13 protein-coding genes are annotated in these 13978 nt (G+C 40.2%); 12 read left to right on the forward strand and 1 reads right to left on the reverse strand.

The features are described 5' to 3' along the window. Positions 1-61: 61 nt before the first annotated feature. The 6 genes from mecA to sufU all read left to right on the forward strand — a co-directional run bounded on the left by mecA (position 62) and on the right by sufU (position 5828). Positions 62-817, forward strand: coding sequence for an adaptor protein MecA (gene mecA, locus SanJ4206_RS01860; protein ID WP_003028444.1), 756 nt, complete (start codon positions 62-64; stop codon positions 815-817). Continuing rightward, complete coding sequence (locus SanJ4206_RS01865) at positions 808-1974, forward strand: glycosyltransferase family 4 protein (protein WP_157622016.1); 1167 nt, start codon at positions 808-810, stop codon at positions 1972-1974. The genes mecA and SanJ4206_RS01865 overlap by 10 nt, the downstream gene beginning before the upstream one ends. 91 nt (positions 1975-2065) lie before the next feature. Continuing rightward, the gene (gene sufC, locus SanJ4206_RS01870) at positions 2066-2836 is read left to right on the forward strand and encodes a Fe-S cluster assembly ATPase SufC (RefSeq protein ID WP_037582607.1); all 771 of its coding nucleotides are present in this window, start codon (positions 2066-2068) and stop codon (positions 2834-2836) included. Between the two features lie 39 nt (positions 2837-2875). Then, the gene (sufD, locus tag SanJ4206_RS01875) at positions 2876-4138 is read left to right on the forward strand and encodes a Fe-S cluster assembly protein SufD (RefSeq protein ID WP_003028440.1); all 1263 of its coding nucleotides are present in this window, start codon (positions 2876-2878) and stop codon (positions 4136-4138) included. A 15-nt stretch (positions 4139-4153) separates the two neighbouring features. After that, complete coding sequence (locus SanJ4206_RS01880; RefSeq protein WP_003028439.1) at positions 4154-5386, forward strand: cysteine desulfurase; 1233 nt, start codon at positions 4154-4156, stop codon at positions 5384-5386. Continuing rightward, positions 5373-5828, forward strand: coding sequence for a Fe-S cluster assembly sulfur transfer protein SufU (gene sufU, locus SanJ4206_RS01885; RefSeq protein ID WP_003028438.1), 456 nt, complete (start codon positions 5373-5375; stop codon positions 5826-5828). Before SanJ4206_RS01880 ends, sufU begins: the two co-directional genes overlap by 14 nt. A 441-nt stretch (positions 5829-6269) precedes the next feature. Here the strand turns inward: sufU and pbp3 are convergent, their stop codons facing one another. Further along, positions 6270-7511, reverse strand: coding sequence for a D-alanyl-D-alanine carboxypeptidase PBP3 (gene pbp3, locus SanJ4206_RS01890; RefSeq protein ID WP_003028437.1), 1242 nt, complete (start codon positions 7509-7511; stop codon positions 6270-6272). A gap of 157 nt (positions 7512-7668) precedes the next feature. Here pbp3 and SanJ4206_RS01895 point away from each other — a divergent pair, with 157 nt between their 5' ends. The 6 genes from SanJ4206_RS01895 (at position 7669) to SanJ4206_RS01920 (ending at position 13819) form a co-directional block, all read left to right on the forward strand. Further along, a complete protein-coding gene (locus SanJ4206_RS01895; protein WP_003028436.1) occupies positions 7669-9012 on the forward strand; it encodes a DEAD/DEAH box helicase in 1344 nt (447 codons plus the stop codon). A gap of 159 nt (positions 9013-9171) precedes the next feature. Next, the gene (locus SanJ4206_RS01900; protein ID WP_003028435.1) at positions 9172-9981 is read left to right on the forward strand and encodes an amino acid ABC transporter permease; all 810 of its coding nucleotides are present in this window, start codon (positions 9172-9174) and stop codon (positions 9979-9981) included. Continuing rightward, positions 9981-10724, forward strand: a complete 744-nt coding sequence (locus SanJ4206_RS01905; RefSeq protein WP_003028433.1) for an amino acid ABC transporter ATP-binding protein — start codon at positions 9981-9983, stop codon at positions 10722-10724. Before SanJ4206_RS01900 ends, SanJ4206_RS01905 begins: the two co-directional genes overlap by 1 nt. A 110-nt stretch (positions 10725-10834) precedes the next feature. Beyond that, complete coding sequence (locus SanJ4206_RS01910; protein WP_003028431.1) at positions 10835-11059, forward strand: DUF4059 family protein; 225 nt, start codon at positions 10835-10837, stop codon at positions 11057-11059. Between the two features lie 63 nt (positions 11060-11122). After that, complete coding sequence (trxB, locus tag SanJ4206_RS01915) at positions 11123-12034, forward strand: thioredoxin-disulfide reductase (RefSeq protein ID WP_022525420.1); 912 nt, start codon at positions 11123-11125, stop codon at positions 12032-12034. A gap of 408 nt (positions 12035-12442) precedes the next feature. Further along, positions 12443-13819, forward strand: coding sequence for an amino acid permease (locus SanJ4206_RS01920; protein ID WP_003028429.1), 1377 nt, complete (start codon positions 12443-12445; stop codon positions 13817-13819). The last annotated feature ends 159 nt before the right edge of the window (positions 13820-13978 follow it).

The following is a 13978-nucleotide window of genomic DNA, read 5'->3' on the forward strand; positions in this document are numbered from 1 at the left end:
TTTTTTGTAAAAAATCCGAAATTTTAGTATAATAAAAAGACTAGAAGTATGAGGTAATGCTATGGAAATGAAGCAAATTAGTGATACAACGATTAAAATCACAATAAAATTAGAAGATTTAGAAGAACGTGGAATGGAGATGGCAGATTTTCTTGTTCCGCAAGAAAAGACAGAAGAGTTTTTCTATGCAATTTTAGATGAGTTGGAAATGCCAGAGAGTTTTTTGGATAGCGGTATGCTCAGTTTTCGTGTAACTCCTAAACCAGACCGACTGGATGTGTTTGTCACCAAGTCTAAGATTGATAAGAATCTGAATTTTGATGATTTGGCAGATTTACCAGATGTAGAAGAGCTGTCTCAAATGTCTCCTGATGAATTTCTAAAGACATTAGAAAAAAATATTTTTGAGAAAAGTAAAGACGATATGGAGGCTGTTCGTTCTTTGGAAACGGCGGAAGCAGACGATAACACAAGCACTTCTGATATGGAAGAACAAGAGGAAAATAGTGACGAGCTAACGCAAAAATATATCTATTACATTTTGAAATTTTCCAGCCTGAAAGAAGCGATTGTCTTTTCTAAAACAGTAGACTATGCTGTTAACACTTCGGAGTTGTACAAAATGGATGGTTACTATTATTTAACAATCTTGGTTGATATTGAAGGACATCCTAAGCGTTATCCAGCTTGGCTTCTGGCTTCTATGCGTGAACATGCAGAAGACACAGATGTGACAAGAGCTGTTTTACAAGAGCATGGTTATTTATTGCTTGTCAACGAGGCAGTTGCCAGTCTTAAAAAGGTTAAATGCTTATGATTCCCTTCCCTTTAAAATTCATTTTGGTGTTGCTTGGAACCTTTTTCATTGGTGTGATTCTCACACCTTTGGTGCGTCTATTAGCATTTAAGATAGGTGCGGTTGATTATCCAAATGCACGAAGAATCAACAAAAAGCCGATGCCAAGCAGCGGCGGTTTAGCTATTGTCATTGCTTTTTCGGTTGCTACGCTTGTTTTTATGCCGATGATTGTACAGGCGACCTTTCATGGAAAAAGTTATTTTGATTATATTTGGCCTGTTGTTTTAGGAGGCGGAATCATTGCTCTGACAGGATTGATTGACGATGTAAAAGAGTTGAAGCCCTTAGCCAAGATGTCAGGAATTGTGTTAGCTGCCAGTTTGATTTGGCTATTGACGGATTTCCGTTTGAATCATTTTAAAATTCCTTTTGGTGGGCCGCTGCTGCACTTTGCTCCTTGGTTGTCTTTCATCTTAACCGTTATCTGGATTATTTCGATTACCAATGCTGTTAATTTGATTGACGGGTTGGACGGATTAGTGAGTGGTGTATCCATTATTTCGCTGGTGACAATGGGGATTGTTTCCTACTTTTTCTTGCCAGATCACAATGTTTTTCTAACCTTAACTATTTTCGTCTTGGTCATGTCTATTGCAGGATTTTTCCCTTATAATTATCATCCAGCTATTATTTATCTAGGAGATACAGGAGCACTGTTTATCGGTTTTATGATTGCGGTTTTATCACTTCAAGGTTTGAAGAATGCGACAGCTGTCGCTGTGATTACTCCGATGATTATTCTGGGTGTGCCGATTACAGATACCTTTTTAGCGATTGTCCGTAGAACTTTATCTGGGCAAAAGTTTTACACACCAGATAAGCGACATCTTCATCATCGGCTGTTATCCTTGGGCTTAACACATCGTGGGACAGTCTTGGTTATTTATGGCATTTCTATGATTTTTGCCATGATTTCTCTTTTGCTAAATGTTTCGAGCCGTATCGGTGGGATACTGTTAATTATTGGACTACTTTTTGGAGTGGAACTTTTGGTAGAACTAATTGGTGTTCTGGGGCCAAATCGAACACCGCTACTCAATATCCTTCGTTTTATCGGAAATTCTGCTTATCGGGAAGAAATCCGAACAAAGTTCAGAAATAGAAAAAAGAAGTAGACTCGCACTTAAACAAAATAAAAGCCTTTTTGGCTTTTTTTTGCTATACTTATAAGGTAAATGAATGGTTACAAAGAAAGGAAAGTTTGCCATGTCTGTGTTAGAAATCAAAGACCTCCATGTAGAAATTGAAGGAAAGAAAATCTTAAAGGGAGTCAATCTGACTCTTAAAACAGGAGAAATTGCCGCCATTATGGGTCCAAATGGGACAGGGAAATCCACCTTATCAGCAGCGATTATGGGGAATCCAAATTACGAGGTAACCAAAGGAGAAGTTCTCTTTGACGGTGTCAATATTTTAGAACTGGATGTGGACGAACGAGCTCGCATGGGGCTTTTTCTTGCTATGCAGTACCCAAGTGAAATTCCAGGTATTACCAATGCAGAATTTTTGCGTGCAGCCATGAATGCAGGTAAAGAAGATGATGAAAAAATCTCTATCCGTGATTTTATCATGAAATTGGATGAAAAAATGGAATTGCTCAATATGAAAGAGGAAATGGCAGAACGTTATCTGAATGAAGGTTTTTCTGGTGGTGAAAAGAAACGTAATGAAATCTTGCAGTTGTTGATGTTGGAACCAACCTTTGCGTTACTGGACGAAATTGACTCTGGACTAGATATTGATGCACTGAAAGTGGTGTCTAAGGGCGTCAATGCTATGCGTGGTGAACATTTTGGTGCTATGATTATTACGCACTATCAACGTCTGTTGAATTATATTACGCCTGATGTGGTCCATATCATGATGGATGGGCGTGTAGTTGCTTCTGGTGGTTCGGAATTAGCTGTTCGTTTGGAGCAGGAAGGTTATGCCAAATTGGCTGAAGAACTTGGTTTTGATTACCAAGAAGAAGTTTAGTTACCCCTTCTTTTTGCTTGAAAAAGATAGGAGAATGAAATGACAAAAGAAACTATTAAACATTTTTCACAAATGCATGCGGAGCCTGAGTGGTTGGCGAATCTTCGTCAAGCTGCTTTTGATAAAATAGAAGAGTTGAAGTTACCGATTATTGAGCGTGTGAAATTTCATCGTTGGAACTTGGGAGACGGCACGCTGTCAGAAAGTGAGGCTCTTGCAAATGTGCCTGATTTTACAGCACTGAATAATCATTTGAAATTAGTTCAGATTGGAACGCAGACTGTTTTAGAGCAATTGCCGGCTGACTTGGCGGAGCAGGGTGTCATCTTCACAGACTTTTATTCTGCTCTTGAGGAAATTCCAGAAATTATTGAGAAACATTTTATGTCTTCTGTCAAATATGACGAAGATAAGCTTGCTGCTTATCATACAGCTTATTTCAATGGTGGAGCGGTGCTATATATCCCGGATAATGTTGAAATCAATCAGCCCATTGAAGGCATTTTTTACCAAGACAGTGAGAGCGATGTGCCATTTAACAAGCACATTCTAATTATTGCAGGGAAACACTCCAAGTTTACCTATTTAGAGTGTCTGGAGACCTATGGTTCTGGGACTGTTCCCGTGACTGCTAATATCACGGTGGAAGTCATTGCCCAAGCAGGATCACAGATTAAGTTTTCAGCTATTGATCGATTGGGTGAAAATGTCACAGCTTATATCAGTCGTCGGGGTAAGTTGGACGATGATTCAATGATTGACTGGGCAATCGGGGTCATGAATGAAGGCAATGTGATTGCTGATTTTGACAGTGATTTGTTTGGTCGTGGCAGTCATGCGGATATGAAAGTGGTGGCTCTCTCTCGTGGTAGACAGATACAAGGGATTGACAGTCGCGTCACCAACTACGGTTGCAATTCAATCGGAAATATCCTCCAACATGGAGTTATTTTGGAAAAGGGAACTTTGACCTTCAATGGTATTGGACACATTATTAAGGGAGCTAAGGGAGCAGATGCTCAACAGGAAAGTCGAGTACTGATGCTATCTGACCAAGCACGTTCAGATGCCAATCCTATTCTTTTGATTGATGAAAATGATGTGACAGCAGGGCATGCGGCTTCTATCGGTCAGGTAGATCCAGAAGATATGTACTATCTCATGAGTCGGGGACTGGATAAGGCAACTGCAGAACGATTGGTTGTGCGTGGATTCTTAGGTTCTGTTATCGTTAAAATTCCAGTTAAAGAAGTCCGTGCTGAGATGATTGAAAATATTGATGAAATTTTGGCTAAGAAATAAAAGATAGGAAAAGAAATGTCTAAACTTGATGTAGAAATCCTTCAGAGGGATTTTCCAATTTTGGATCAAATCGTCAATGATGAGCCCTTGGTTTATTTGGACAATGCGGCTACAACCCAAAAGCCTACGCAGGTATTAGAGGCGATTGCAGCTTATTACGAGAAAGACAATGCCAATGTTCATCGTGGTGTTCACACACTAGCAGAACGGGCAACGGCAGCTTATGAAGCTGCGCGGGAACGAGTGTGCTCCTTTATCCATGCCGCTTCAACGAAAGAAGTTCTCTTTACGAGAGGAACGACGACTGGGCTTAATTGGGTGGCGCGTTATGCCGAAAGTGTCTTGCAGCCAGGCGACGAAGTGCTGATTTCCGTTATGGAGCACCATTCCAATATCATTCCTTGGCAGGAAGCCTGTAAGAAAACAGGTGCTAGATTGATTTATGCTTATCTGAAAGACGGTATGTTAGATCTCGCTGACTTTCGGTCGAAATTGACTGAAAAGACGCGATTTGTTGCTTTGGCGCATGTTTCTAATGTACTAGGTGTGGTGAATCCCATAAAAGAAATAGCAGAGTTGGTGCACCAGGCAAATGCTCTTTTAGTGGTGGACGGAGCTCAATCAGTTCCTCACATGAAGATTGATGTACAAGATTTGGACGTTGATTTCTTTGCATTTTCAGGTCACAAGATGCTAGGTCCGACTGGTATCGGTGTTCTCTATGGCAAAGAAGAGCTACTTGAGCGAATGTCGGCTGTCGAATTTGGTGGGGAAATGATTGATTTTGTCTATGAACAAGAAGCGACATGGAAAGAGTTGCCTTGGAAGTTTGAAGCAGGCACACCCAATATAGCTGGTGCTATAGGTCTAGCTGCCGCCATTGACTATCTGGACAAGATTGGAATGGAAACTGTTCACCAATATGAGCAAGAATTGCTGGCTTATGTCTTTCCCAAATTACAAGCTGTTGAGGGTCTCACCATTTATGGTTCGGAGGATTTGGCTCAGCGGTCAGGTGTTATTTCTTTTAATCTAGCTGGGCTTCACCCTCATGATGTAGCAACAGCTCTGGATTATGAAGGCGTGGCTGTACGGGCCGGACATCACTGTGCTCAACCTTTGTTGAGTTACCTAGGAGTAGCAGCAACTGTTCGGGCTAGCTTTTATCTGTATAATACCAAAGCCGATTGTGATAAGCTTTTTGAAGCTTTGCAGAAAACAAAGGAGTTTTTCAATGGCACTTTCTAAACTAAATAGCCTTTATAAAGCAGTTGTGACGGACCATTCAGCTCACCCTCATCATCAAGGTCGATTGGAGGGCGTAGAACAAGTTAGTCTCAACAATCCTACGTGCGGTGATGTCATCAGCTTGTCGGTTCAATTTGATGAGCAGGGCGTGATTGAAGATATTGCCTTTGTGAATTCTGGCTGCAGTATTTCTACAGCTTCAGCCAGTATGATGACGGATGTAGTCCTAGGGAGGACGAAGGAAGAAGCGCTAGCTTTGGCAGAAATTTTCTCACAAATGGTTCAAGGTAAGGAAGATAAGCAGCAACAGGAGCTAGGAGACGCAGCTTTTTTAGCTGGTGTTGCTAAGTTCCCTCAACGCATCAAATGCTCAACCTTAGGTTGGAACGCTCTTAAAAAGGCGATTGAGGAAGCTGGAAATTCTGAAAAGTTGAGTAAATGAAGCTAAAATAAATAAGCTGAGACAAAAGTGCTCAGCTTTCTTTGTTTATATCGTTAGCATTACAGACGCAGTAGCTAATTGCTCAAAGCACAGCGTTGAGGTTACGGATAGAAGTCTCAAGGCGATTCGCTTTTCAAGCTTGGAGGAGCACTTTTGACGAAAACTTTGTTTTCTTTATCTGCCACCTCGACAGTCTCTCAAGCTGTTGAGCAACCTTGTGGGAATGAGACTACAAACTAAAAATTTTTGATTTTGAGTTTTGTCACATTCCCAATTACTATTGAATGAGCTATAATATGTTGCTATATCAACTTTTACAGCCCATTTTGCCATCAAGTTACATTTGCTTTCCAACTATAAAAGTTCCTCAAGTCTTTCGAGCTATGCGGAGATGAACGATGAAATCAAGCATCTACGAATACTGATTTTTATTTCGCTCGTTTATAATTTTTCATTGACATATTGGACGAATTCATTCCACCATGATTTGAGGAAGAAAGGACGACCAATTTTCTCTGCTGAAAGCATGGAAATAGTTGGTGGTTTCTTGTCAAGATAGCCTTTTCCAATCAAATCATTATCAGTATAGGTCAATTTCCCAACAACGACACCCTTTTTTAAAGGAGTGGGATAACCGTTTTTATCGGTTGTAAAGTGGACAGTAGGTTTTTTATGATTGTATCTCCGCACAATAGTGAGTTTCTTACTTGCAACAGCAGTGACTTCATCTTTTTTCCCGTTAATGACGCGGGCAGAGCTTTTATTGTAGGCTTCGCCTTTTTTCACAATAGTTTGGACTGTGAATTGTTGATAAATATAGGTCATAAATCTAGAGGTAGCCGTAAAGCGGGCATTCTCATCCTCATCTGCATGATTAACATTGAGGAGAACCGTAATCAAACGCATCCCTCTTTGCTGGATTGTTCCGACAAAGGAAGAGCCTCCTTTATCAGAAGTTCCAGTCTTGAAGCCATCTACTCCAGCTCGAAAGGCGGGCATGTTTTTGAGCATGTGGTTGGACGATGTAAGCGTCATGCCTGCAAAGTTAGACGTAGCTTTTTGGGTGATTTCTAGAACTTCTGGGTAATCAAGGATTAAACGCCGAGCAATAATTGCAACATCGTGGGCGCTCATTTTATTTTCGTCTTCTTTTCCCGAACCAGGATAAATATGTTCTTCTCCTAAAACAGAATTATTCAGCCCAGAAGCATTAACGATAGTAGCATCTTTGATTCCCCATTGCTGCAATTTAGCTTTCATCAAGTCAACAAATTTTTTCTCACTGCCAGCGACTTTTTCAGCTAAGGCAATCGCGGGGCTATTGGCACTTGCTATTAAAGAAGTTTCTAACAGTTCTTCGACAGTATATTTTCTAGCTTCCAAAGGAACGTTACTGGCATCTGGATTAACGGTTAGTTGATAAGGGTAGTCAGAAATATCTACTGAAGTTTGTAAAGTGAATTTTCCTTGATGAATCGCTTCATAGACTAAATAGGCTGTTAGTAGTTTAGTAATAGAAGCAATTTCAACTGGCTGATTAGCATCTTTTTCATACAAAATTTTTCCGGTTGCAACGTCAACTGCGATAGCATGCTTAGCACCTACTTCAAAGTTGTCCGCTAAAACTGTAGGAGCTAGGAAGATCAAGAGAGTCGTTACAAGAGTAATAATAAATTTTTTCATGGTCATCCCTTTTTTGTAAACTTATTATTATTGTATCATAAAATAAGGAGAGCTTCATAGAAAAGGGAGGAAATAAGAAGAGAAAAACATGATTCATTTTTATTTTTAAAGCAAGTTCTGGTATAATAGATAGGATAAGAGACGAATAGAGGAAAACATGAAATTTACAGAATTTAAGTTTAAAGATTATATCCAAGAGGCACTCAAGGATTTGAACTTTGTTGAGGCGACAGAAGTCCAGGAAAAACTCATTCCGGTTGTGCTTGCTGGTCGTGACTTGGTGGGAGAGTCCAAAACAGGTTCAGGGAAAACCCACACTTTCTTACTGCCGATTTTTCAAAAGCTGAATGAAGATGCAGATAGTGTTCAGGTTGTCATTACCGCCCCTAGTCGTGAGCTGGCTAGGCAGATTTATCAGGCTGCGCGTCAAATTGCTGCTTTTTCTGATAAAGAAATCCGAGTGGCTCATTACGTTGGTGGAACTGATAAAAATCGTCAGATTGGGAAATTGAGTTCCAGTCAGCCGCACATTGTCATTGGTACGCCGGGACGTATTTATGATTTGGTTGAATCTGGTGACTTAGTCATTCATAAGGCGCATACTTTTGTCGTTGACGAAGCTGATATGACACTTGATATGGGATTTTTAATGACGGTGGATAAGATTGCATCCAGTTTGCCGAAGGATTTGCAATTTCTAGTCTTTTCTGCGACCATTCCGCAAAAATTGCAGCCATTTTTAAAAAAATATCTATCCAACCCGGTCATTGAGCAAATCAAAATCAAAACGGTTATTTCAGATACTATTGAAAATTGGCTGATTTCAACAAAAGGACGTGATAAGAATGCGCAAATTTATAAAATCACACAACTCCTACAGCCTTATCTAGCTATGATTTTTGTCAATACTAAGACACGAGCGGATGAATTGCATAGCTATCTGACAGCGCAAGGTCTCAAAGTGGCAAAGATTCATGGGGATATTGCACCGCGGGAGCGAAAACGGATTATGAATCAGGTGAAGAACCTAGATTTTGAATACATTGTTGCGACAGATTTAGCTGCGCGGGGAATTGATATTGAAGGCGTTAGTCATGTCATCAATGATGCGATTCCGCAAGATTTGTCCTTCTTCGTTCACCGAGTGGGACGAACTGGCAGAAATGGTCTACCGGGAACAGCCATTACACTTTATCAACCGAGCGATGATTCAGATATTCGTGAGCTAGAAAAATTGGGCATTCACTTCATTCCCAAGATGATTAAAAACGGAGAATTTCAAGATACCTATGACCGCGATCGTCGTGCCAATCGTGAAAAAACGCAGGAAAAATTGGATACGGAAATGATTGGTCTGGTTAAAAAGAAAAAGAAGAAAATCAAACCGGGCTATAAGAAGAAAATCCAGTGGGCTGTCAATGAAAAACGTCGAAAAACGAAGCGAGCTGAAAATCGAGCACGCGGTCGTGCAGAAAGAAAAGCCAAACGTCAACAGTTTTAGTCTTAAAATTTCTTTATCACTCCCATAAATAAAAACAATTATTCTTTAGAGAATGAATGTGATAGACTAGTCTTGCTAGTCTATTTTTATCGTAGCAAATAATTGGTAAAATAAAAAAATTGTGATAGAATTAGACATTATCGAGAAAGGGAAGTTACTATGATTGTTACAACAGTGATTTTAGCCTCTAATTGGTATCAAGAATTGGTTCAGAAGATTCCAGACGGACAGCTTTTTAGCTGGCGATCTGTGTTTGACGGACTACCCAGAATTATTGAAAAATTACCGACAACTTTGCTATTGACTTTGGGAGGAGCTTTTTTTGGCTTGATTTTGGCTCTTATTTTTGCTATTGTCAAAATCAACCGTGTGAAAGTTTTGTATCCTTTGCAGGCTTTTTTCGTTAGTTTTTTGCGAGGGACACCAGTGCTTGTTCAGCTCATGCTGACTTATTATGGGATTCCTTTGCTTCTGAAGGCCATCAACTTGCGATTTGGAACGGGCCTGAATATCAATGCTATTCCAGCCTATCTATTTGCCATTGTAGCTTTTGCTTTTAATGAAGCGGCTTACGCTAGTGAAACCATTCGAGCGGCGATTTTGTCTGTTGATGCTGGAGAAATTGAAGCAGCTCGTAGTTTGGGAATGACAAACGGACAGGTTTACCGCCGTGTTATTATCCCCAATGCAGCTGTGGTTGCCACACCGACCTTGATTAACTCTTTGATTGGCTTGACCAAGGGAACTTCTCTGGCTTTTAGTGCAGGAGTTGTTGAGATTTTTGCTCAAGCGCAGATTTTGGGTGGTGCAGATTACCGTTACTTTGAGCGCTTTATCTCAGTTGCTCTTGTCTATTGGGGCGTGAATATTGTGATTGAAGCACTTGGGCGGTTTATCGAAAAGAGAATGGCGATTGAAGCGCCTGATAATCTCAATCCACAAATACAGGCGAAAGGAGATGTTCGATAATGATTCGTATTTCAAATCTCAGCAAATCCTTTTCTGGACAAATGGTTTTAAACAATCTTAGTTTAGAGATTCAAAAAGGAGAAGTAGTTGCTTTAATTGGCTCATCTGGTGCGGGAAAATCTACTTTCTTACGCAGCTTGAATTATCTGGAACAGCCAGACAGCGGCACGATTGTCATTGATGATTTTACTGTCGATTTTTCTAAGATTAGCAAGGAAGAAATCCTAAACTTGCGACGAAAGTTAGCTATGGTGTTTCAGCAGTTTAATCTCTTTGAGCGCCGAACGGCTTTGGACAATGTCAAAGAAGGTTTATTGATTGTAAAAAAATTCTCAGACCAAGAAGCAACGAGTCTTGCCAAAGAAGAATTGGCAAAAGTTGGTCTGTCAGACCGTGAAAATCACTATCCGCGTCATTTGTCAGGTGGACAAAAACAGCGTGTTGCTTTGGCGCGTGCGCTTGCGATGAAGCCAGATGTTCTGCTTTTAGACGAGCCAACATCAGCACTTGATCCTGAATTGGTAGGGGAAGTTGAAAAATCCATTGCAGATGCAGCCAAGGCTGGTCAGACCATGATTTTAGTCAGTCATGATATGTCTTTTGTTTCGCAAGTGGCAGATAAAGTGCTGTTTTTGGATAAGGGACACATTATCGAAACAGGCACCCCTGATGAAATAATGAACCGCCCTAAAGAAGAACGCACAAAAGAATTTTTTGCCAGTTACAAACGGACATATATTTGATATAATAGGAAAAGAAGCCCAGTTGGCCTTGCTAGCTGGGTTTATTTTCAAGTTTGCGGCATCCGTTTTGAATGCCTTCAATCATAAAGTTATGAAATAGGGGAGTGGCTATGCTGTCTCAAGTTTTTTTACTCTATCTAGAGAGTTTACTGATTACGGCGCTATTGGTGGGGAGTTTTCTCGGATTATGGATTGGGCTTCGTGCCGTTCGACGTGTTGATAAAACAATCAAAGAGCGACAAGCTCATCTGTATGATATGCTATTGATTGCAGTGATGACGATTCCGATTTTATCCTTTGCAATGATGGGAATTCTGCTTATCCTCAGAGCATAATGTTTGAAAAAAGAGCTTAATAACGTTAGAATAACAGTGATTACAATAAAGGAAGTAAATTTTATGTACGACACAATTATTATTGGAGCTGGACCAGCAGGCATGACAGCTGCGCTTTATGCTGCTAGAAGTAATCTCAAAGTTGGTCTTTTAGAAAGAGGCATCCCCGGTGGCCAAATGAACAATACCTCAGATATTGAAAATTATCCCGGTTATGCTAATATCAGTGGTCCAGAGCTAGCCGAAAAAATGTTTGAACCGCTCGAAAATTTGGGAGTGGAGCATTTGTTTGGCTCTGTTGAAAAAATCGAAGACCAAGGAGCAATAAAAAAAGTCTTTACAGAAGATGAGGTTTTTGAAACGAAGACACTTATTATTGCGACTGGTGCCTTTCACCGTCATCTAGGAGTGCCTGGTGAAGAAGAATTAAACAGCCGCGGGGTTTCTTATTGTGCAGTCTGTGACGGCGCCTTTTTCCGAGATGAAGACCTACTTGTCGTGGGTGGAGGCGACTCTGCGGTAGAAGAAGCGATCTTTTTGACTCGTTTTGCAAAAACGGTGACCATTGTTCATCGGCGGGATGAATTGCGAGCCCAAAAGTTACTGCAAGAACGTGCATTTGCCAATGAAAAGATTCATTTTATCTGGGACTCAGTGGTAAAAGAAATCAAAGGTGACAACCGCGTTAGCAGCGTTGTGGTAGAGAATGTCAAAACAGGTGAAGTGTCGAAGCGTAAATTTGGCGGTGTCTTTATTTATGTTGGTTTAGACCCAGTTAGTGAGTTTGCCAAATATTTGGGCATTACCAATGAAGCAGGCTGGATTGTAACCGATAATCATATGGAAACGGCTATTTCTGGCATCTATGCTATTGGAGATGTTCGCGAAAAAGACCTTCGCCAAGTAACGACAGCTGTCGGTGACGGAGCAGTCGCAGGGCAAGAAGTCTACAAGTATATCACAGAGAATTTTTAGAGCGAAAGACCAAAATCATCTTGAAAATTTTTAATTCATAGTCTCAGCCACGCAAGGATTTTCACTAATCTCTCAGACTGTTTAGGTTGTGGATAAAAAACGAAGTGTTTGACAAAAGTACTTATTTGAACTTGCAAAGCGAATCGCCTTTAGACTTTCGTAAAGCCTCAATTGTACTCTAATTGCCTAAAGGCAACAGAGTTTCTCCAAAACACACGATATAAACGAAAAGAAGCTGAGCACTTGTCCCAGCTTCTTTTCGTTTAATAAAAACACAGTGATGCATTGGAGGATTAGGAAAGGAAAGGGTTCTTTTGATTTGTTCAATTCTCGTGCCCTCATAAATGACTAGTGAAATTGTCAGAATTGTGGTACAATAGAAAAGTTCATGTGAAAAGGAGGCTTCGTATGAGTGAAAAGAATTCTGAAAATAATAAGAATAAAATGGAACGTGGCTTAAAAAATCGTCATGTCCAAATCATTGCTATTGCTGGGACAATTGGAACGGGTCTCTTTTTGGGAGCAGGACGTTCGATTAGCTTGACAGGACCATCTATTATCCTCATTTACATGTTGACCGGTGTCTTTATGTATTTGATGATGCGGGCGATTGGAGAGATGTTGTATTATGATCCAGACCAGCACACATTTATCAACTTCATTACCAAGTATCTTGGGAATGGCTGGGGCTATTTTTCCGGTTGGTCCTATTGGATTTCCCTCATTTTTATTGGTATGGCAGAAATCACGGCAGTTGCACAGTATGTCCAATTTTGGTTTCCGACTTGGCCGGCATGGTTGATTCAAATCGTCTTCCTTGCTGTTTTGAGTATGGTCAATCTGATTGCAGTCCGAGTCTTTGGTGAAGTTGAATTTTGGTTTGCTATGGTTAAGATTGTAGCGATTATTGCTTTGATTGTGACAGCGATTTTTATGGTGTTGACAGGCTTTAAAGCGCCCAATGGTGTAGCCAGCATCAGCAATATCAGTCAAAATTTCCAATTATTTCCTAATGGTTTTATGAGTTTTGTCATGGGCTTTCAAATGGTCTTCTTTGCTTATCAAGCTATTGAATTTATTGGAATCACAACGTCTGAAACGGCAAATCCTCGGCAGGTATTGCCAAAGGCTATTAAAGAAATCCCCTTGCGGATCGTTCTTTTCTACGGAGGCTCTCTGCTTGCAATTATGGCGATTATCCCTTGGCGGGATTTGGCGACCACAGATTCCCCCTTTGTGATTGTTTTCAAGTTGGCAGGTCTCAAATGGGCTGCAGCTTTGATTAACTTTGTTGTATTGACTTCAGCTGCTTCAGCTTTGAATTCTACTCTGTATTCGACTGGGCGTCATTTGTATCAAATTGCACATGATTCACCTAATCGCTTTTTGAATGGAATCGGTGCTGGGAAATTATCCAGACAAAATGTTCCGCAAAACGCTATTTTGACCTCAGCGGTAGTGATTGCATTAGCTGCTTTTATTCAGGTGTTACCAGGAGTATCAGACTCCTTTGCTTTGATTACTGCTTCTTCATCAGGAGTTTATATTGCTATCTATGCACTCACTATGATTGCTCACCTGAAATACAGAAAATCAAAAGAATTTATGGCAGATGGCTATCTAATGCCAGCCTATAAGTTTCTCAATCCTCTTACTTTGCTCTTCTTTGCCTTTGTATTTATAACCCTCTTTTTACAAAAATCAACCGTTGTAGGAGCAATCGGTTCAGCTATTTGGATACTTGTATTTGGTATTTATAGCCAATTGAAATTTAAGAATAAATAATAATATAATAAAACCAAGGATAAATTTGCGACTTTTTAAAGTTGTACCCAATGCACCTTGGTTTTTAAGATGTTTTAAAACTGAAAATTTAAACACCGCAATACAACGGAAAACTTGAGAATAGTTATTTAAACACCTAAAGTTGAACAAGATTTCCTC

The sequence above is a fragment of the Streptococcus anginosus genome, from assembly GCF_001697145.1.
Lineage (GTDB): Bacteria > Bacillota > Bacilli > Lactobacillales > Streptococcaceae > Streptococcus > Streptococcus hominis.

What these genes read in the sequence shown, in the direction of transcription:
- mecA (WP_003028444.1), top strand. Translation starts at nt 62, where the DNA reads ATGGAAATGAAGCAAATTAGTGATACAACGATTAAAATCACAATAAAA.
- SanJ4206_RS01865 (WP_157622016.1), top strand. Translation starts at nt 808, where the DNA reads ATGCTTATGATTCCCTTCCCTTTAAAATTCATTTTGGTGTTGCTTGGA.
- sufC (WP_037582607.1), top strand. Translation starts at nt 2,066, where the DNA reads ATGTCTGTGTTAGAAATCAAAGACCTCCATGTAGAAATTGAAGGAAAG.
- sufD (WP_003028440.1), top strand. Translation starts at nt 2,876, where the DNA reads ATGACAAAAGAAACTATTAAACATTTTTCACAAATGCATGCGGAGCCT.
- SanJ4206_RS01880 (WP_003028439.1), top strand. Translation starts at nt 4,154, where the DNA reads ATGTCTAAACTTGATGTAGAAATCCTTCAGAGGGATTTTCCAATTTTG.
- sufU (WP_003028438.1), top strand. Translation starts at nt 5,373, where the DNA reads ATGGCACTTTCTAAACTAAATAGCCTTTATAAAGCAGTTGTGACGGAC.
- pbp3 (WP_003028437.1), bottom strand. Translation starts at nt 7,511, where the DNA reads ATGAAAAAATTTATTATTACTCTTGTAACGACTCTCTTGATCTTCCTA.
- SanJ4206_RS01895 (WP_003028436.1), top strand. Translation starts at nt 7,669, where the DNA reads ATGAAATTTACAGAATTTAAGTTTAAAGATTATATCCAAGAGGCACTC.
- SanJ4206_RS01900 (WP_003028435.1), top strand. Translation starts at nt 9,172, where the DNA reads ATGATTGTTACAACAGTGATTTTAGCCTCTAATTGGTATCAAGAATTG.
- SanJ4206_RS01905 (WP_003028433.1), top strand. Translation starts at nt 9,981, where the DNA reads ATGATTCGTATTTCAAATCTCAGCAAATCCTTTTCTGGACAAATGGTT.
- SanJ4206_RS01910 (WP_003028431.1), top strand. Translation starts at nt 10,835, where the DNA reads ATGCTGTCTCAAGTTTTTTTACTCTATCTAGAGAGTTTACTGATTACG.
- trxB (WP_022525420.1), top strand. Translation starts at nt 11,123, where the DNA reads ATGTACGACACAATTATTATTGGAGCTGGACCAGCAGGCATGACAGCT.
- SanJ4206_RS01920 (WP_003028429.1), top strand. Translation starts at nt 12,443, where the DNA reads ATGAGTGAAAAGAATTCTGAAAATAATAAGAATAAAATGGAACGTGGC.